The organism is Paenibacillus chitinolyticus (genome assembly GCF_045038035.1).
Taxonomy (GTDB): Bacteria; Bacillota; Bacilli; order Paenibacillales; family NBRC-103111; genus Paenibacillus_F; species Paenibacillus_F chitinolyticus_A.
The window spans coordinates 3,894,279-3,911,352 of sequence record NZ_CP173427.1 but is presented as its reverse complement, the minus strand read 5'-3'; the positions used below and the strand labels follow the sequence as shown (position 1 = coordinate 3,911,352).

The window sequence follows — 17,074 nt, the reverse complement described above, 5'->3', positions numbered from 1 at the left end:
AGAAGGAGGACGGTCAGATGGCGGCGAATGGTACCATTCAGCGGGCGATTTCGACACTCATTGGAGGCGGAAATTTATCCCGCGATGAAGCGAGGGAGGTCATGCTGTCGGTTATGGACGGGGAAGCAACCCCCGCCCAAATCGGCAGTGTGATGACCGCGATGAGGATTAAGGGAGAAACAATCGAAGAGGTGACGGGCTTTGCCGAAGCGATGAGGCTTAAAGCGACCTCGGTGCAGACCATCCAGGATAATCTGCTGGATACTTGCGGAACCGGAGGCGACGGAGCGGGAACGTTCAACATCTCGACCGCCTCCGCTATCGTGGCGGCAGCCGGGGGGATCCGGGTCGCCAAGCACGGCAATCGTGCGATGTCCAGCAGCAGCGGCAGCGCGGATGTGCTGGAGGCGCTCGGAGTGAACATCGAGCTCGACGGCGATCAGGCGGCGCAGTGCCTCGATCAGATCGGCATTTGCTTCATGTACGCCCAGCGGTATCACCAGTCGATGAAGCACGCTGCGGGTCCGCGACGTGAGCTGGGAGTCCGGACGGTGTTTAACCTGCTGGGCCCGCTGACCAATCCGGCTGGCGCCGACCGTCAGGTGCTCGGAGTGTTCGAGCGCGGCAAGACGGAGCTGGTCGCCGAAGTGCTGGGAGCGCTCGGCCTTAAACGGGCGGTCGTGGTTTCCAGCTACGACGGTTTGGACGAAATCAGCATTTCCGCACCTACCCAGGTGACGGAATTGAAAAATGGAACGGTGAACACGTACGCCGTTACACCGGACGATCTTGGCCTGCAAACTTACTCCCTGCAAGACATTCAGGGAGGTAACGCGGCGGAGAATGCGGAGATCATCCGCACGATTTTCACCGGCGCCACAGGCGCGCATCGCGAAATCGTGCTTGCCAATGCGGGCGCCTGCTTCTACGTGACCGGAATTGCCGGTACGCTTCAAGAAGGCGTCAAGGTGGCGGCCGATGTCATTGACAGCGGCAAAGCTATGGAAAAATTACAGCAATTAGCCCACTATACAGGAGATCTGAGCTATGTTTCTTGATAAAATCGTAACAACCAAGCGCAGAGAAGTTGAAGAGCTTCGCGGACAGGTGAGCTCTTCCGAGCTGGAACGTCGCATTTCCGGCCTGCAGGCGTGCAGAGGATTCGAACGTGCCCTGCGGGACGGAAGAAATCGTCCGACGGGACTCATTGCGGAAGTGAAGAAGGCTTCCCCTTCCAAAGGACTCATCCGTGCCGATTTCGATCCCGTCCGGTTGGCTTCGGCCTATGCCGAAGCCGGGACGGACTGCATTTCGGTGCTGACGGACAAAGATTACTTCCAAGGCGCCAACGATTACTTAAGCGCCGTCCGGGAAGCGGTAAACGTACCGCTGCTCCGCAAAGATTTTACCGTCGACCCGCTGCAGGTTCTGGAAGCGAGAGTCATCGGAGCGGATGCCGTTCTGCTGATTGCGGCCATCCTCAAGCCTTCCGAGCTGAAGGAACTCAAGCAGCTCGCGCAGGATGTCGGGCTCGACGTTCTCGTGGAAGTTCACGACCGCCGGGAGCTGGAAACGGTCCTGGAGCAGGACGCGACTCTAGTCGGCATTAACAACCGGAATCTGAAAACGTTCGTGACCGATATCAAGACGACGGAAGAACTGGCGGCGATCGTGCCGGACGACCGGATTCTAGTCAGCGAGAGCGGAATTTCTTCCCGGGACGATCTGGAGTTCGTCCGTAAAGCCGGCGCACGGGCCGTGCTGATCGGGGAGCATTTTATGAGACAGCCGGATGTCGGCCAAGCCGTCCATGACTTGATGGGCGAACGCAGTCTTACCCGGAATTTTTAGTGCTAAGGAATGGACTGCCGAAGAAGTTTCCTTCGTAAGCGAGTGGAGTAATGGCGGCTAAACAGGCTTTTTGGCTGCCGGGGAGTGAAGAAAATGGGATCGGTTTCAAAAAGACCGGACGTAAAAATTTGTGGACTTCAAAGCGTTGAAGTGTTAAAATCAATCGTACATTTCCCGATTAGCCAGATCGGGTTTGTTTTTGCACCCAGCAGAAGACGAATCACACCGGAGCGAGCTTCCGAGATGATTTCGTTTCTGCATGAACGTGCTCGGCAGGGGCACCGCGTTCCCAAGACGGTCGGGGTGTTTGTCAATCCCACCCGGGATGAGCTCGCGGATGTTTTGTCCGTCGCCAAACTGGATATTATCCAGTTTCACGGGGAAGAGGCGCCGGAAACGTGCAGAAGCATCAAAGAACAATTTGGCGTGGAGCTTTGGAAAGTATCCTCGATTAAAAACGAAGAGCCTCCTGTCAACGAGAGCTCTTTTTCGGATATAAAGGACGGGGTGAGCGGCTGGATACAGCGGTTGGACCCTTATCGCGATGCAGTGGATGCCGTATTGATCGATACGTTCGATCCGGTTTACGGCGGAGGTTCGGGGCGCACATTCTCGTGGGATTGTATACCCGCAGCCCGTAAATGGGCCTTATCCGCGGGTATTCCCCTGATTGTAGCGGGAGGGTTAAATCCCGACAATGTCGGCGGCCTCATTGAACAATATGAAATCGACGGAGTCGACGTTTCGAGCGGAGTCGAGACGGACGGTGTTAAAGATATCGCCAAGATTGCAGCTTTTGTGGAAAGGGTGACAGGATAATGGCAGCAGCAGTACCAGATGAACATGGGAGATTCGGACGTTTCGGGGGGAAATATGTACCTGAAACTTTAATGAACGCACTGATCGAGCTGGAAGAAGCTTACCGTAAATATTCACAGGATCCCGAATTTATAAAAGAGGTTGAAACGCTGCTGCATGATTATTCCGGCAGACCCACACGGCTTTATCACGCGCAACGGCTGACCGAGAAGCTTGGCGGAGCCAAAATCTATTTGAAGCGTGAAGATCTTAACCACACGGGCGCGCACAAAATCAACAATACGATCGGGCAGGCGCTTCTGGCCAAGCGGATGGGCAAGAAGAAAGTCATCGCCGAAACCGGCGCGGGGCAGCATGGCGTCGCTACGGCTACCGTTGCGGCACTGCTTGGCCTGGAATGCAAGGTATTTATGGGCGAAGAAGATATGAAACGCCAGCAGTTGAACGTATTCCGGATGCGTCTGCTCGGAACGGAAGTCGTTCCTGTGCTGTCCGGCACCCGTACGCTCAAGGACGCGTGCAACGAGACGCTCCGCTACTGGGTCAGCAACGTGCACGATACGTATTATATCCTCGGATCCGTAACCGGTCCGCATCCATATCCGATGATTGTCCGCGATTTCCAGCGCGTAATCGGAGACGAGACGCGCTCGCAGATTCTGGAACTCGAAGGAAGACTGCCCGACACGGTTATCGCTTGTGTCGGCGGAGGCAGCAACGCGATGGGGATGTTTTATCCGTTTGTCGGCGATGAAAGCGTGCGTCTGATCGCGACGGAAGCGGCCGGACGCGGCGTGGACACCGAAGAGCATGCGGCGACGATGTCGAAAGGAAGCCCCGGCGTGTTCCAGGGATCGCTCAGTTACGTGCTCCAGGACGAATTCGGCCAAGTGATTCCGGCTCATTCCATTTCGGCCGGCCTTGATTATCCCGGCGTAGGACCCGAGCACGCTTACCTGAAAGATTTGAAGCGGGCAGAATACGTGCCGATCACCGACGCCGAGGCGCTCGACGCTCTGCAGCTGCTCTGTAAGACGGAAGGTATCATTCCGGCACTGGAAAGCGCGCATGCGGTCGCGCAGGCGATAAAAACGGCTCCGACTATGTCCCCGGACGAGCTTCTTGTCATTTGTTTGTCGGGCCGCGGAGATAAAGACGTGGAAGCTATCATGGGTTATCTCGGAGGTGCAGATCATGAATCGCATTGATCGTAAATTTGCGGAGCTGAGATCCGCCGGCAAGAACGCACTCATTCCTTTTATTACGGTAGGGGATCCTACAGCGGACGTTACCCTGGATATTATCCGTGAACTGGAGAAATCCGGCGCGGACCTTTTGGAACTCGGCGTCCCGTACTCCGATCCGCTCGCGGACGGCCCCGTCATTCAGGAGTCTTCAGGACGTGCCCTGAAGAGCGGGATTACCGTGCTGAAGGTAATCGAAATCGCCAAGCAGGCGCGCAGCGAGGGCTCCGAGCTGCCCATGATCTTGTTTACTTACTACAATCCGCTCCTTCGCATCGGACTGGAGCGCGTTTTTGAACTCATGAAGGAAAGTGATATCAGCGGCGTTATTATTCCGGACTTGCCGATGGAGGAAGACTCGGAAGCCAAGCAGCTCGCGGAGCGGCACGGCATTCATCTGATTCCGCTGATTGCGCCGACTTCCAACGAGCGTGTGCAGAAAATCGTCGGCCGGGCTTCGGGCTTTGTCTACTGCGTGTCCTCCATGGGAGTAACCGGTGTACGCTCCGAATTTCATGCGGGTGTAGACGATTTCCTGGCTTCGGTAAAAGCGGCCACGGATTTGCCGATCGCAATCGGCTTCGGCATTTCGAACCGCGAGCAGGTCGAGCGCTTCGAGAAAACGTGTGACGCGGTCGTTGTGGGCAGCGCCATCGTCCGCCGGATCGGCGAACAGGAACACCGTCTCCAGGACGAAAGCACGAAACAAGATGCGCTGAGGCAAATCGGTGAATTTGTCAGAGACTTGAAAGGCGCGTCTTTTCAAACCCAAAGTTAACGAGTAAAGCACGAGACGAATGCAGATAGAGACAGGCTGAGGTGATAGACATGCGACCCAAACAACAGGTAACGAAACTGCCGGTTTACCAGCCGGGCAAACCGATCGACGAAGTGAAAAAGGAGCTTGGCTTGACTCATGTGATCAAGCTGGCCTCCAACGAAAATCCGTTCGGATTTTCGTCTAAAGCCAAAGAAGCGATTCTGGCTGACCTGGACCACTTGACCTTGTATCCGGACGGGGCGGGAGCGGAGGTGACGCGTGCCGTTGCCGGTCACTACGGCGTTAACGCGGACCAGCTTATTTTCGGGGCGGGATCGGATGATGTGATCCTTATGATCGCCAGAGCTTATCTCGTACCCGGGGATGAGACGATCATGGCGACCCATACGTTTCCCCAGTACAAACATAACGCGGAGATCGAAGGCGCGGTTTCGGTTGAGGTTCCTTTAAAAGACGGCAAACACGATCTGGACGAAATGCTCCGCCGTGTCAATGAACGGACGAAGATCGTCTGGATCTGCAACCCGAACAACCCGACCGGAACGATTGTGACCGGACAGGAGCTGGAAGCTTTTATGAACAAAGTTCCTTCCGATGTCATGGTGGCTCTCGACGAGGCTTATTACGAATATACGACCGATGAGGCGTATCCGGACAGTCTGGATCTGCTGAACAGATTTCCCAATATCGTGATCCTTCGGACGTTCTCGAAAATTTACGGGCTTGCTTCCCTGCGGATCGGTTACGGAATCGGACATCCGGATGTGATTCGCACGATCAATCAGGTGCGGGAGCCGTTCAATACGACCCGTTTGGCTCAAGCGGCTGCGGCTGCGGCTATCCGGGACCAGGGTTTTGTGGAGCAGTGTCGCAGGCTCAACCGGGAAGGGGTCGCGTATCTCCTCGGCGAGTTCCAAAGACTCGGCCTTTTCTCGTATCCGGCCCACGGCAATTTTATCCTGGTGGATATCGGCCGTCCTTCCGGTCCGGTATTTGACGAGCTTCTTCGTCACGGCATCATCGTCCGCAGCGGGGAAAAGCTCGATTTCCCGAACATGCTGAGAGTAACGGTGGGCAGCAGAGAACAGAACGAAGCATTCGTTCGTGCTCTCGAGCTTGTGCTTCACGGGGCTGTCCAAGAATCATAATACGTATAGGAAAAGGTTATCAAACATGACGACAATCTCAATTTTCGGCGTCGGGCTCATTGGCGGCTCGCTCGCTCTATGCTTCAAAGGCAAACCGGACATTACGGTGATTGGGCATTCCAATAACCCGACCTCGGTGGAAAATATGGTGAAAAGACGTATCGTGGACGAAGGGACGACCTCGATGCAGGCGGCGGCCGAAGCCGCCGATATCATTTTTCTGTGTGTGCCCGTTGGGGCGCTGGAATCGTATCTCGAACGGTTAAAGCAGTTCTCCTTAAAAAAAGGCTGCCTTATAACGGATGTGGGCAGCACCAAGTTGTCCGTCGTACAGTGTGCGGAGAAGCTGCGCTTTAAGGACGCTTATTTCATCGGCGGTCATCCTATGGCCGGTTCGGAACGTTCCGGAATGGAAGCCGCCTCTTCGCATTTGTTCGAGAATGCATTCTACGTTCTGACACCGGGTTCAGACACGCCGGTTGCTGAAGTAGAGCGTTTGGCCGGGCTCCTTGCATATACGCAAGCCCAGATTATCCGAGCGGACGCTCGCGAACACGACGATATCGTGGGAGCCATCTCCCACCTGCCGCACATGATTGCAGTCGCGCTCGTTAACCAGATCCGGACGTACAACGAATCCAATGAGCTATACAAAAACCTGGCGGCCGGAGGTTTCCGCGATATTACGCGCATCGCTTCCAGCGATCCTTTTATATGGCGGGATATCCTCATCAACAACCGCAGCGTTCTGCTGAAGCTTCTGGACGACTGGGATCGGCAGATCTCGGTGTTCCGCGAGCTTCTCGAGAAGGAAGACGGCGAAGGCATCCAGAAGCAGTTTGAGGTAGCCGGGACATTCCGCAAGCAGGTGCCGGACCGCCGGAAAGGAATGCTTACGCCGCTGTACGATATTTACGCGGATATTCCGGACCATCCGGGAATGATCGGGCAGATCGCAACGCTGCTCGGCAAGCATCGGCTCAACCTGAGCAACCTGCAGATCATCGAGAGCCGTCTCGACGTGCCGGGCGTACTCCGTCTGTCTTTCCGGGACCAGGAAACCGCGGACAGAGCATCGGCCCTGCTCAGCGAGCAATTTTCCATCCACGTTTAGGTCGTTTGCTTGTGCGAAACAATGAAGTCTCTTTCCCGATATGCATAGATGCCTTTATACGGGCGTATGCGGGGAGAGGCTTTTTTTAATGGAGGCTGACGGCCCTCAAAAACTTTTTCGTAAACGTTTTCAAAAAAGCATTGACTTTTTGTAAACGGATTCATATAATAAAAGTACAGTATGGTTTCTCTCCACTCCTATCCGATAATCGCACATTGTGCAGCCGCCTCGCTGAGGTGGTTTTTTTTTGTCTTTTTTCGGTATTGGAGCGAACCCGGAGAAAATTTTACAGCTCTATACAATATTTGTTATAGTGATATCATGTTGTGCTTCGATTGATGGAAGTTAGCCCGCAGACCGCGCAACTTTTTGGTTCCCGCCCGGTATAAGCATGTAAACGGAAGCGGGGAACCCGAACGTACTGTGCAGGAGGGGTGCACGTAATGACGGATACCCAGTTGATTCGTGAGGTTAAGGATGGAAATGTAGGGAAATACAACGAGCTGATGCACCGCTATGAGCGCAAAATTTTCGTTTTTATTTATCATATGCTCAAAAGCGCCCAATTGGAGCTGATGGCTGAGGATTTGTGCAACGAAACTTTTTACAAAGCTTACCGGAGCCTGAGTTCGTTCCGTGAAGCGGAAGCTTCCTTCTCTACCTGGTTGTATACGATCGCACGAAACACCGTGCTGAGTGAAATGCGCAAACACAAAATCGTTAAAATATCGCTGGACAATTGCGGACATACCCCTCAAACTTCGTTTGAATCGCTTCCCGAACAGACCGTGATACGGAAGGAGAAAGTCTCCATGGTCCGGATTGCGATCAATAGTCTGCCGGAGAAGCAGAGATCGGCTCTGATCCTGCGGGAATACGATCAGCTGGATTATCAGGAGATCGCATCCATTTTGGGACAAACCGTCAGTTCGGTCAAATCTCTGTTGTTTCGGGCCAGAGCCAGTGTAAAGCTGCAGCTGGAGCCCTATTACAACACCGATAATTGGCTGGAAGAATGCGAGGGGATGACGCGGAGATGAAATGTGAGGATGTTCAGGAATGGCTGCTTGAATACATAGAGGGCACGGACAACGAGCTGAGGCGCCAGGCTGTCCGGGTACATTCGGACAGCTGCAAGCGCTGCTCGGACCAGTTCAGCGCGTGGCAGGAGTGCCGGGACCTGATCCGCCTATCGCTGCGTACCGATACGCCTGTCCCGCGTGTATCTATCGCGGATTCGGTCATGCAGCGGATCGGCGCTTACGAGCCGTGGCGTTATCCCGCAGAGGCGGGGGCCGCGGCAAGCTCCGGACGCGCGCGCAGATTTCGCAGCGCGGGCCGTTTGGCGGTTTCCTTCTGCCTGCTGCTTTTCGTAGGCGTACTGCTGTGCCTATCACTGAACTCGTCTCCCGCTTTCCTGGGGAAGGGGCTAAGCTCGGCGTATGAGCATGCCTATGCCGGATCGCCGGGAATGGAATCGGCCTCGGCTATGAACGGCCGCACGATGAAGCAGGCCGTTGCCGGCCTGAATGTTTCACCGGTTATGCCCAGTAGGAGCACGTTTGTTTTACCGCCTTACGTTCATCATTTCATCGCGTTATCGCTGATCGGCTTGTTTGTAAGCTTCCTGTTCCATGCCTGGATCGGACGCGGCAAACGATAAACGATCACTTAGGAAAGTACCCGCCAGCTCTCATGGAGCTGGTTTGTTTATGGAGGAGATTATATTGACCACAATCGGGTTAATCCGGCATGGCAGCACCGAATGGAACCTGTTGGGAAAAATACAGGGAGCACTCGACACGGAGCTCACCGAAGAGGGAAGAGAACAGGCAAGGCGGCTGGGCACACGGCTGCGCGGAGAAGCGTGGGACGGCATCATCAGCAGTGATTTGAAACGCGCGAAGGAAAGCGCGCAGCTGATCAGCGAACGATCGGGCATTCCGATTGCCGGAACGGACAGGAGGCTCAGGGAGAAAGGCTTCGGCCAGGTAGAGGGCACGACGCTCCAGGAACGGCTCGACCGCTGGGGACCCGACTGGCTCCAGCTGGAGCTTGGCGGCGAGACGGACGAGCAGGTTCGCAGCCGCTGGCTTTCGTTCTATGCGGATTTATGCGTGAACTACCCCCGCGGCCGGATGCTCATCGTCAGCCACGGAGCATTTATCGGACGAGCGTTAGAGACGATGCAACTGGAGCGTCCGGGCGACCCTCTCACGAACGCGTCCTTAACGGTTGTCCGCCAGGGTACCGAGGTATGGGAATGCACGCTTTATAATTGTACGGAGCATTTGATCGTGTGAGCGACGGAAACTGGAAAAGCATGTCTGCCGGAAGGCGGATGTGCTTTTTTTTTGCGCGAAAGGTTTAATTAAGGGAATTATTCCCATACTGAGTAGTACCAACAAGTATACGGCTAACTAGAAGGATTGCGGTCATGAAAGACGGACAGGAATCGTGAAAGGAGGTGGCGGACTTGAATCTGGCCGATATGCTCAGCTACGCGGATATCCACGATTTAAACCGGATAGCGGATACGTATGCCTGCGAGTGCAACATGCATTCCAAGAACGAGCTGATCCAGTCTATCTTGACTATGGTCAGCCGCAGGGACATTTTCGAAGAGCGGGTAGACGCGCTGACAATGGAAGATATCCGGTTTTTAAACACCCTGTTGTTTGAAGAGCGGGGGCTGTTGAGTCTGGAAGAGCTCGTTGCCCGCGTGCAGCAGGCCAAGTTTTTGAAGGAAGAGAAGGAAAATTCCAACCCGCGAGACACGATTTCGAAATTCAAAAAGCATGGCTGGCTGTTTCACGGTTATTCCCAGCAGACCAGGTATCTTTTTCAAGTGCCCCATGATTTAAAGCGGCGTTTCGGCGATGTGCTGACCCGCAATTACAAAAGCCGCCTTACCTATACGAACGATCCTGCCGTCTATCGTGAGGAACATACCCTGATGGCTGACGATGTGCTTCAGCTTATGCGGCATATCAGGGACCAAGAAGTGCTGCTGACCCATGAAGACGTCATGTACAAGCGGCAGCTGTCCCAGATACTGGGCGGCATGGCGGTCAAGGAAGAACTTGTAGGCAAGACGGCATGGAGATTCGGTTACGGACGCAAATTCAAGGAATATCCGAACCGGTTCTCGCTGATCTACGACTACTGCTTCTTCCAGGGGCTTCTCCAGGAACGGGGCGGGCTGCTGCTCCTGACGGAGAAAGGCGCGGAAATGACGGAAGCCGGAATAAAGCCGGGCCAGGACGAACTGTACCGCTTTTGGCTCCGGCTCTACAAAGGCCCTGTCTACAACCTCCAGTCGATCGTTCAATGGACGGCCCGGCTGGCCGACAACTGGGTGACGACCGCGTCGCTGGCGGAGGTGCTGTGTCCGTTGATCCGGCCGTTTTACTACGATACGCCGGAATCGATTTTCGAACAGCGGATTATCGCCATGATGATGCATCTGGGACTGCTTGCCGTCGGGGAAGAAGAGCATGCCGGAGCCGTGGTCCGCATCACCCCTCTGGGCGGCAAAACGATTGCCGGCAACCAAATTGCCGCGGAAGACAAAATCGATTTAAAAGAATAGCGCCCGTTGATTGACGGCTGCCCTTAATCGGCCGCCACGTTGACGGCATCTCCTCCAGGCATCTATGATAAGAAAAAAATCCAGAGGAGCGAGTGTCGCTATGCTGCATCCTTTTAAAGGCTTATTTCCCGCTATCGCGTCTTCGGTCTACATCGCCCCGGGCGCACAGATTATCGGAGATGTTTCTGTCGGTGAAGATTCCACCATCTGGTTCAATGCCGTCCTGAGAGGAGATTTGGCTCCGATCCGGATCGGGAACCGGTGCAATATTCAAGACGGATGCATCGGTCATGTCAACACGGACCAGCCGCTGATCTTAGAAGACGACGTTTCCGTCGGCCATGGTGCCCTCATACACGGCTGCCGTATAGGCAGGGGCACATTAATCGGAATGGGGGCGATCGTACTAAACGGCGCCGAGATCGGTGAATATGCTTTAGTAGGGGCAGGTTCTCTCGTTACTGAAGGTACGATTCTTCCGGCTTATACGCTGTCGCTGGGAACTCCGGCAAAAGTTGTGCGGGAATTAACGCCTCAGGATCTCGAACGGATGAAACGCACGACGGATAACTATGTAAGCAAGGGAAGAGAGTACCGGATGGAACCAGGGAAGTAATACAATCCTATCGCTGCTCTGTATGGTGCGGACGATACCTGGAGGTAGATCCCTATGGGAAGAATGAATGTTTCAAATGAAGCGCTGCTGGGTCTGATCGCTGAATTGGTAATGGACGACGCCATGCGGAAATATAAAGAAAATCATCTCTATCAACAGATTGACAGCGCTCTAGCCGAGGGTGATGAAGCTACATTTCTAGCGCTTACCGCCGAACTCAAATCCATCCAATCCCCCGGCTAGGCTGCCGGTGTTGTCGCAAAACTTATTAAAAAACAGGACTGCCGCAACCGAGCATGTCCCGTCATTATCCTCTCTTTCTTGCGGACCATCCAAGCGGATGCGTTGCTGCGGAAGGAGGGGGTTTTTTGATTTTCACGGGATAAAAAGGGTACCCACCGTTTGTCCCGGTATGGTAAAGTAGCTCTATTGACCGGAAGGGGAGAGAAGGATGAAGTTTAGCGAAATTACGGAAAAAGACTGGACGGATCTGCAGCCGTATCTGGACACCTGTCTGCTTCCCGTTACGGGGCTGGGCGGCGCGGAACAGCCTTGGGAAGCGGGAGACGCCTTGGAAAGCCTCAGGGACGTACTGGACGTGCTGGAGATACCCTACAAAGGAAGAGTCGTCACGTACCCGGCCCTCCATTACTGCACCTCGGAGGATACGGATCGCGAATACGTGGAAAGGACCTGCGGGCAGTTAAGGAAGGTCGGTTTCGCTTATGTCGTCGTGGTGACCGCTCATCCGGAGATCGGGGCCTGGCAGCTGCATAATGCGGATCTGATCGTGTACATTTCCACCGAGGCGCTGAAGTATCCCGGACAGGAAGCGAAGAAAGCGATAGGGGAACGGATCGAGCAGCTGTGGCTTTCAAAAAAAACAGAAGAGATTCGTTAGAATTCGAAAATTTGGTAAAGATAAAAAGGATGGCGTGTTTCCCGGGGGAAAATGTGACAATTTTGTTAAAATCACAACACAACCCGAGAAGGCACTCCCTTGACCTTGCGGCTACATCCTTGACGCCCCAAAGGTCGTAGGATATTATTAGTAATGTCCTAGTCTATGAAGTGTAAGATAATGTCGAACGACACGTGATATAGGTTCGATTTGTCATGCGACAAATTGAATGGCTTAGGGGGGTAGCACGCGAAATGAGTGAACGCAACAATTCGAATGAGCACCATGGCAAGAAGCCAGTAGTACGGCGTCAAATGTCCCGCCGCCAGTTTCTTTCGTACACGCTCGGCGGTACCACTGCTTTCATGGCGGCCGGTATGGTAGCTCCAATGCTGAGATTCGCGGTGGATCCGGTGCTTCAGCCGAAGAAGGCTTCGGATTGGATCAAAGTAGTTGAGGAAGCCAAAATTACGAATGAGCCCAAATCATTCACGTTTCAGGTTCATCAGGTGGACGGCTGGTACGAGAGCGATGTGGAACTGACCGCATGGATCACCAAGGGTCAAGACGGCAAAATTTTCGCCTTGAACCCGACATGCAAGCACTTGGGTTGTACGGTTAACTGGAACAACAATCCGGAGTACAAAAACCAGTATTTTTGCCCATGCCACGGCGCGCATTACACCGCTGACGGCAAAAACCTTGCGGTAGCTCCAGCTCCGCTGGACGAATACGACGTAAAAATCGATAAAGGATTCGTCTATCTGGGACAGCTGCACGCTAACACAAGGGCGAAATAAGGAGGGCGTAACGATCAGATGTTTAAAAATATGTACAACTGGATCGACGAACGTCTAGATATCACGCCGATCTGGAGGGACGTAGCCGATCACGAGGTTCCCGAACACGTCAACCCGGCTCACCATTTTTCCGCTTTCGTTTATTGTTTCGGCGGTCTGACGTTCTTTGTCACTGTAATTCAAATCTTGTCCGGTATGTTCCTGACGATGTATTATACACCGGACATTATCAACGCTTATGCAAGCGTTGACTATTTGCAGCACCAGGTAGCATTCGGCGTTATCGTGCGCGGTATGCACCACTGGGGAGCATCCCTTGTTATCGTCATGATGCTGTTACATACGCTCCGCGTTTTCTTCACGGGTTCGTACAAAGCGCCTCGTGAAATGAACTGGGTCGTTGGCATGCTGATCTTCTTTGTTATGCTTGGTCTTGGTTTCACCGGCTACCTGCTGCCTTGGGATAACAAAGCCTACTATGCTACGCAAGTAGGGATCAAGATCGCGGCATCGATTCCATTCTTGGGTCAATATGTTCAAACGTTCCTGCAGGGTGGAGATATTGTAGGTGCGCAGACGCTGACGAGATTCTTCGCACTTCACGTGTTCTTCCTACCTGCAGCTCTCCTCGCATTATTGGCCGGACACTTCTTGATGATTCGCAGGCAGGGGATTTCCGGACCGCTATAAAATGAAAGGAGGGTACTTAAGTGGCTCACGGACAAAAAGATGGCGAGAAAGTCGTCTATGTAGGCGATTCTCGTGTTAAGAAAACAGTAAAAAACACCGTACCTCCGGATTATTCGTCTTATCCGGGGAAATCCGAAGCGTTCATTCCGAACTTTCTATTGAAAGAATGGATGGTTGCCGTTGTATTTCTGGTCGGTGTATTGTGTCTGGTTATTTCAGAACCGGCGCCGCTCGGCTACCCGGCTGATCCTAAGAACACATCCTTTATTCCGATTCCGGACTGGTACTTCCTGTTTATGTACCAACTGCTGAAATATCCGTATACATCGGATCAGTACGTCGTTTTCGGTACGCTGATCGTACCGGGACTGATGTTCGGCGGACTTCTTCTGGCACCGTTCCTGGATACAGGGAAAGAGCGCCGGTTCTACAGACGCCCGATCGCTTCTTCTCTGGCGCTTCTGACGTTAATCGCTTCCGCATACTTGACGTATACCTCCTGGCATCATTACCAGCTGGAATTGAAAGCGACTAACACGATTCCGGAGCACATCAAGCGTGAAGAAGAAATGAAAGAGAAGAAAGCAGCTGGCGGCGCCGCTTCCGGCGGTGGCGGACAGCAGCAGAAAGCGGCTGGCGTCGTGGCGGCAGATGATCCGGCAATGGAGATTTATAAGAAAGCGACTTGCGTATCTTGTCATGTCGCCGACCTGAAAGGGATGCCGAACAACGGAATCCCGGCACTTCGCGGTGTGGGCGACAAGCATGATAAGGAACAGATCATGAACATCATCAAGAACGGCCAGGGGGCTATGCAGCCTCAGTATAAAGACAATATCGCCAAAGGGTTAACCGATGCCGATTTGGACAAACTGGCTGACTGGCTTGCTAAACAAAAGAAAGCCCAATAAGCATGTCTAAGAACCTGACCGTACGCAGACGGTCAGGTTTTTTTGTAAAACCAAATGGATGTAGGAGATCCGTTAGCCGGATTTCCGAGGGGAGCAGAACGATGAGAAATAACGCCACCCTGCATCAGGCGCTTACTCTCTTGAGAAGCCGGCCTATGCTATGGCTGCTGTTTTGGATTAATGCTTTAGGAACCGTATACGGCTACTACTGGTATAAATATCAGTTAATAGATACGTATGAGTTCGAGCCTGCCTGGTACCTACCCTTTGTTCCGGACAGCCCGACGGCAAGCCTGTTTTTTACGCTGACCCTGCTGTATCTGTTAAGAGATGAGCGGACGAACGGAGTCGGTTTGGGCAAACGTTCGCTGCTTCGCGGGTTTATTGAAGCGTTCGGGCTTGTGACCTCTTTTAAATACGGCATCTGGGCCGTAGCCATGATCTGGTCCGGATATGCGCTGGGAGACCCGGTCGCCTGGCAGGATTGGATGCTTACTCTTTCTCATTTGGGTATGGCGATTGAGGTGCTTTTATTCGCAACGGTGATGACTTACTCGGTTCCCGCCGTGTTCCTGGTGGCTGTCTGGGTGTTTGCGAACGATTGGATGGACTATACGAAGGGAATCTTCCCCAGACTCTCCGAGGTGCTGATGCCTCATCTGGATACGATCCAGTGGTTTACCATCGGATTAAGCGCAGCGGGCATTCTTGCGGCACTTGTCTATTTGCCTTATCAAAAACACCGGCACCGCAAGGTCTAAATGCGGACGTCCCTCCATATGATGTGGTAGGAGGGATGTCCACATGTTGTTTAGTTCTTGCAGGCGGATCATCGGATTGCTCGGAGCATGGGCAATCTTCACTTCGGCGGCGGTTGGTTGTGCACCGGTCCCGAAAGAAGCGGTTCCCGCGGCATCGATGACTCCGGTTCAAATGAAGACGGCTGAATCTTTGAATGAAGCCGCGGAGCAGCTGTACAAGCTGTCGGAACAGGGGAAAACGACGGAAGCCAGAATCGAACTCGAACAGCTCGGAGAACTTGCGACTAAGCTGACGTATGACGGTTCGATTACGATAGAAGGTTTGCATGCACTGACGGAAACGATTGCGGAGGCGAAGAAAACCTATGCCTCTGTTTCCTTTTCCCAAGATGAAGGGCGCTTTGCCGCCGCCAAAATTAGACTGGCCGCCGACGCGCTGACCCACCGGGGACAGCCCATGTGGCTTCAGTACTACAAGCTGATCAAAGATGACTTGAAACGGATCGAGACGAATGTGGCGGCCCGGAAAAAGCTTGAAGCTCTACTGGACTACAACAAGCTGTACCGGCATATGTCGACCATTCGTCCGGCGCTGCTTATCACCCGTGCTCCTGCGGAAGTGGAGAAGCTGGATTCCTTGCTCGTGTTCATGCGAAAGGGATTGGCCGCTCCGACTCTCGATAAAGCGAATTTGCTTCAAGCTTCGGGAGAGTTCGGCAAGACAATCGACGCGATATTCGGCCGCTCCGACCGTGAAGCTTTCCTCCCGCTGCCCGACACGCAGGAACCCCTATTCTGGTCGCTTGGCGTCGGCGCGTTCATTATCGGCGTCCTGCTGTTTGCCGGCTGGCGGATGTTCCGCTTAAAGCCCGGGTACGATACCGTCCGGCATAAAAAAAGAGAAGGCTTCTAGTCAACCTTGAAGCCTTCTCCCAATACTTCGTGCACTTCATTGATAATAATGAATGCGGTGGGGTCGATGGATTTGACCAGTTCCTTGAGCCGCCGCATTTCCTGCCGGTAGACCACGCAGTACACCACTTCTTTCTCTTGACGGGAGAAAGCCCCTTTTGCCGGAAAAAGAGTGACGCCCCGGTCCAATTCCTTTTGGATCATCTGAGACACTTTTTCCGCTTCATTGGTAATGATCGTAAATGCTTTGGCGGAATGCGAGCCTTCCGTGATGTAATCGATCATTTTGGAGCCGATAAATACGCTGACCAGGGAGTAGAGTACTTTTTCCTTCGGTATGTAGAGTAAAGACGTGCCGATAACGATGAGGTCGATCAGCAGGATGACCTGCCCGACGCTCCATCCCTTCCACTTGTTTCCCAGTTGGGCAAGAATATCCGATCCCCCGGTCGTTCCTCCAAAACGGAACACGATTCCGAGTCCCAAGCCTATCGTAAAGCCCGCATATAACGCGGCAAGCAAATAATCCTGCTTGGTGGCAAAAGGGATTATCCATCCTTTTCCGATCATGATTTCCATCACCCATAAGAAAAACGAAGACGAAAGAGAGCCGAAAATCGTGTAGACCATAGCTTTAGAGCCGAAGTGTCTCCATCCCAAATAAAAGAGAGGCACATTCAGAACGAGCGTCGTCGCGGAAGGCGGTAGCAGGAAAATATAGTGCAGAAGCAGCGAAATGCCCGTGAGCCCGCCTTCCATTAGCTCATTGGGAATAACAAAATAATGAACTCCGAACGAAAAGATGGCGGTCCCGAATGCGATCGGCAAGAACTGCTTCAAATACGGCATTGTCTTATCTTTTAAAGCCATTGCCAATGTTTTCTCCTCCTTCCCTGACTTGCCACTAATCACCAATCCTATTGTAATGAAATTC

Annotated in this window: 20 protein-coding genes; 19 read left to right on the top strand and 1 reads right to left on the bottom strand. The window is 53.3% G+C overall.

Going from position 1 to position 17,074, the window contains the following annotated elements; genetic code table 11:
• Positions 1-17: 17 nt before the first annotated feature.
• The 19 genes from trpD to ACI48J_RS17350 all read left to right on the top strand — a co-directional run bounded on the left by trpD (position 18) and on the right by ACI48J_RS17350 (position 16,141).
• A complete protein-coding gene (trpD, locus tag ACI48J_RS17440; RefSeq protein ID WP_405079491.1) occupies positions 18-1,058 on the top strand; it encodes an anthranilate phosphoribosyltransferase in 1,041 nt (346 codons plus the stop codon).
• Entirely contained in the window at positions 1,048-1,851 is an 804-nt protein-coding gene (gene trpC, locus ACI48J_RS17435; protein ID WP_326051957.1) for an indole-3-glycerol phosphate synthase TrpC, read from the top strand. The genes trpD and trpC overlap by 11 nt, the downstream gene beginning before the upstream one ends.
• A gap of 93 nt (positions 1,852-1,944) precedes the next feature.
• Positions 1,945-2,670: a phosphoribosylanthranilate isomerase gene (locus ACI48J_RS17430; protein WP_326051958.1), complete on the top strand. Its 726-nt coding sequence runs from the start codon at positions 1,945-1,947 to the stop codon at positions 2,668-2,670.
• The gene (trpB, locus tag ACI48J_RS17425) at positions 2,670-3,878 is read left to right on the top strand and encodes a tryptophan synthase subunit beta (protein WP_326051959.1); all 1,209 of its coding nucleotides are present in this window, start codon (positions 2,670-2,672) and stop codon (positions 3,876-3,878) included. Before ACI48J_RS17430 ends, trpB begins: the two co-directional genes overlap by 1 nt.
• Complete coding sequence (gene trpA / locus ACI48J_RS17420; RefSeq protein WP_405079490.1) at positions 3,865-4,692, top strand: tryptophan synthase subunit alpha; 828 nt, start codon at positions 3,865-3,867, stop codon at positions 4,690-4,692. Before trpB ends, trpA begins: the two co-directional genes overlap by 14 nt.
• A 50-nt stretch (positions 4,693-4,742) precedes the next feature.
• Positions 4,743-5,843 (top strand): histidinol-phosphate transaminase, encoded by a 1,101-nt coding sequence (gene hisC, locus ACI48J_RS17415; RefSeq protein WP_405079489.1) that lies wholly within the window; start codon positions 4,743-4,745, stop codon positions 5,841-5,843.
• A 25-nt stretch (positions 5,844-5,868) separates the two neighbouring features.
• Positions 5,869-6,957, top strand: coding sequence for a prephenate dehydrogenase (locus ACI48J_RS17410; protein ID WP_405079487.1), 1,089 nt, complete (start codon positions 5,869-5,871; stop codon positions 6,955-6,957).
• Between the two features lie 443 nt (positions 6,958-7,400).
• The gene (locus ACI48J_RS17405) at positions 7,401-7,997 is read left to right on the top strand and encodes a sigma-70 family RNA polymerase sigma factor (protein ID WP_326051965.1); all 597 of its coding nucleotides are present in this window, start codon (positions 7,401-7,403) and stop codon (positions 7,995-7,997) included.
• The gene (locus ACI48J_RS17400; protein WP_405079485.1) at positions 7,994-8,620 is read left to right on the top strand and encodes an anti-sigma factor family protein; all 627 of its coding nucleotides are present in this window, start codon (positions 7,994-7,996) and stop codon (positions 8,618-8,620) included. The genes ACI48J_RS17405 and ACI48J_RS17400 overlap by 4 nt, the downstream gene beginning before the upstream one ends.
• Positions 8,621-8,669: 49 nt before the next feature.
• A complete protein-coding gene (locus ACI48J_RS17395) occupies positions 8,670-9,260 on the top strand; it encodes a histidine phosphatase family protein (RefSeq protein WP_405079484.1) in 591 nt (196 codons plus the stop codon).
• 173 nt (positions 9,261-9,433) lie between these two features.
• A complete protein-coding gene (locus tag ACI48J_RS17390) occupies positions 9,434-10,549 on the top strand; it encodes a hypothetical protein (protein ID WP_405079483.1) in 1,116 nt (371 codons plus the stop codon).
• A gap of 100 nt (positions 10,550-10,649) precedes the next feature.
• On the top strand, positions 10,650-11,165 hold the full coding sequence (locus tag ACI48J_RS17385) for a gamma carbonic anhydrase family protein (RefSeq protein ID WP_405079482.1): 516 nt from the start codon (positions 10,650-10,652) through the stop codon (positions 11,163-11,165).
• 54 nt (positions 11,166-11,219) lie between these two features.
• Entirely contained in the window at positions 11,220-11,408 is a 189-nt protein-coding gene (locus tag ACI48J_RS17380) for an IDEAL domain-containing protein (protein ID WP_009675494.1), read from the top strand.
• Positions 11,409-11,616: 208 nt separating this feature from the next.
• Positions 11,617-12,066, top strand: a complete 450-nt coding sequence (locus ACI48J_RS17375; protein ID WP_405079480.1) for a DUF2487 family protein — start codon at positions 11,617-11,619, stop codon at positions 12,064-12,066.
• 254 nt (positions 12,067-12,320) lie between these two features.
• The gene (locus ACI48J_RS17370) at positions 12,321-12,866 is read left to right on the top strand and encodes a ubiquinol-cytochrome c reductase iron-sulfur subunit (RefSeq protein WP_326051971.1); all 546 of its coding nucleotides are present in this window, start codon (positions 12,321-12,323) and stop codon (positions 12,864-12,866) included.
• An 18-nt stretch (positions 12,867-12,884) separates the two neighbouring features.
• Positions 12,885-13,556, top strand: coding sequence for a menaquinol-cytochrome c reductase cytochrome b subunit (gene qcrB / locus ACI48J_RS17365; protein ID WP_009675629.1), 672 nt, complete (start codon positions 12,885-12,887; stop codon positions 13,554-13,556).
• Between the two features lie 20 nt (positions 13,557-13,576).
• The gene (locus tag ACI48J_RS17360) at positions 13,577-14,467 is read left to right on the top strand and encodes a c-type cytochrome (protein WP_405079479.1); all 891 of its coding nucleotides are present in this window, start codon (positions 13,577-13,579) and stop codon (positions 14,465-14,467) included.
• Between the two features lie 101 nt (positions 14,468-14,568).
• The gene (locus tag ACI48J_RS17355; RefSeq protein WP_405079477.1) at positions 14,569-15,228 is read left to right on the top strand and encodes a DUF1405 domain-containing protein; all 660 of its coding nucleotides are present in this window, start codon (positions 14,569-14,571) and stop codon (positions 15,226-15,228) included.
• Between the two features lie 43 nt (positions 15,229-15,271).
• Positions 15,272-16,141, top strand: a complete 870-nt coding sequence (locus ACI48J_RS17350; RefSeq protein WP_405079475.1) for a sporulation protein YpjB — start codon at positions 15,272-15,274, stop codon at positions 16,139-16,141.
• Here ACI48J_RS17350 and ACI48J_RS17345 read toward each other — a convergent pair.
• Entirely contained in the window at positions 16,138-17,010 is an 873-nt protein-coding gene (locus ACI48J_RS17345) for a YitT family protein (protein WP_326051993.1), read from the bottom strand. The genes ACI48J_RS17350 and ACI48J_RS17345 overlap by 4 nt on opposite strands.
• Positions 17,011-17,074 lie beyond the last annotated feature (64 nt).

Coding starts and splice junctions, on each gene's coding strand:
- trpD (WP_405079491.1), top strand. CDS start 18: ATGGCGGCGAATGGTACCATTCAGCGGGCGATTTCGACACTCATTGGA.
- trpC (WP_326051957.1), top strand. CDS start 1,048: ATGTTTCTTGATAAAATCGTAACAACCAAGCGCAGAGAAGTTGAAGAG.
- ACI48J_RS17430 (WP_326051958.1), top strand. CDS start 1,945: ATGGGATCGGTTTCAAAAAGACCGGACGTAAAAATTTGTGGACTTCAA.
- trpB (WP_326051959.1), top strand. CDS start 2,670: ATGGCAGCAGCAGTACCAGATGAACATGGGAGATTCGGACGTTTCGGG.
- trpA (WP_405079490.1), top strand. CDS start 3,865: ATGAATCGCATTGATCGTAAATTTGCGGAGCTGAGATCCGCCGGCAAG.
- hisC (WP_405079489.1), top strand. CDS start 4,743: ATGCGACCCAAACAACAGGTAACGAAACTGCCGGTTTACCAGCCGGGC.
- ACI48J_RS17410 (WP_405079487.1), top strand. CDS start 5,869: ATGACGACAATCTCAATTTTCGGCGTCGGGCTCATTGGCGGCTCGCTC.
- ACI48J_RS17405 (WP_326051965.1), top strand. CDS start 7,401: ATGACGGATACCCAGTTGATTCGTGAGGTTAAGGATGGAAATGTAGGG.
- ACI48J_RS17400 (WP_405079485.1), top strand. CDS start 7,994: ATGAAATGTGAGGATGTTCAGGAATGGCTGCTTGAATACATAGAGGGC.
- ACI48J_RS17395 (WP_405079484.1), top strand. CDS start 8,670: ATGGAGGAGATTATATTGACCACAATCGGGTTAATCCGGCATGGCAGC.
- ACI48J_RS17385 (WP_405079482.1), top strand. CDS start 10,650: ATGCTGCATCCTTTTAAAGGCTTATTTCCCGCTATCGCGTCTTCGGTC.
- ACI48J_RS17380 (WP_009675494.1), top strand. CDS start 11,220: ATGGGAAGAATGAATGTTTCAAATGAAGCGCTGCTGGGTCTGATCGCT.
- ACI48J_RS17375 (WP_405079480.1), top strand. CDS start 11,617: ATGAAGTTTAGCGAAATTACGGAAAAAGACTGGACGGATCTGCAGCCG.
- ACI48J_RS17370 (WP_326051971.1), top strand. CDS start 12,321: ATGAGTGAACGCAACAATTCGAATGAGCACCATGGCAAGAAGCCAGTA.
- qcrB (WP_009675629.1), top strand. CDS start 12,885: ATGTTTAAAAATATGTACAACTGGATCGACGAACGTCTAGATATCACG.
- ACI48J_RS17355 (WP_405079477.1), top strand. CDS start 14,569: ATGAGAAATAACGCCACCCTGCATCAGGCGCTTACTCTCTTGAGAAGC.
- ACI48J_RS17350 (WP_405079475.1), top strand. CDS start 15,272: ATGTTGTTTAGTTCTTGCAGGCGGATCATCGGATTGCTCGGAGCATGG.
- ACI48J_RS17345 (WP_326051993.1), bottom strand. CDS start 17,010: ATGGCTTTAAAAGATAAGACAATGCCGTATTTGAAGCAGTTCTTGCCG.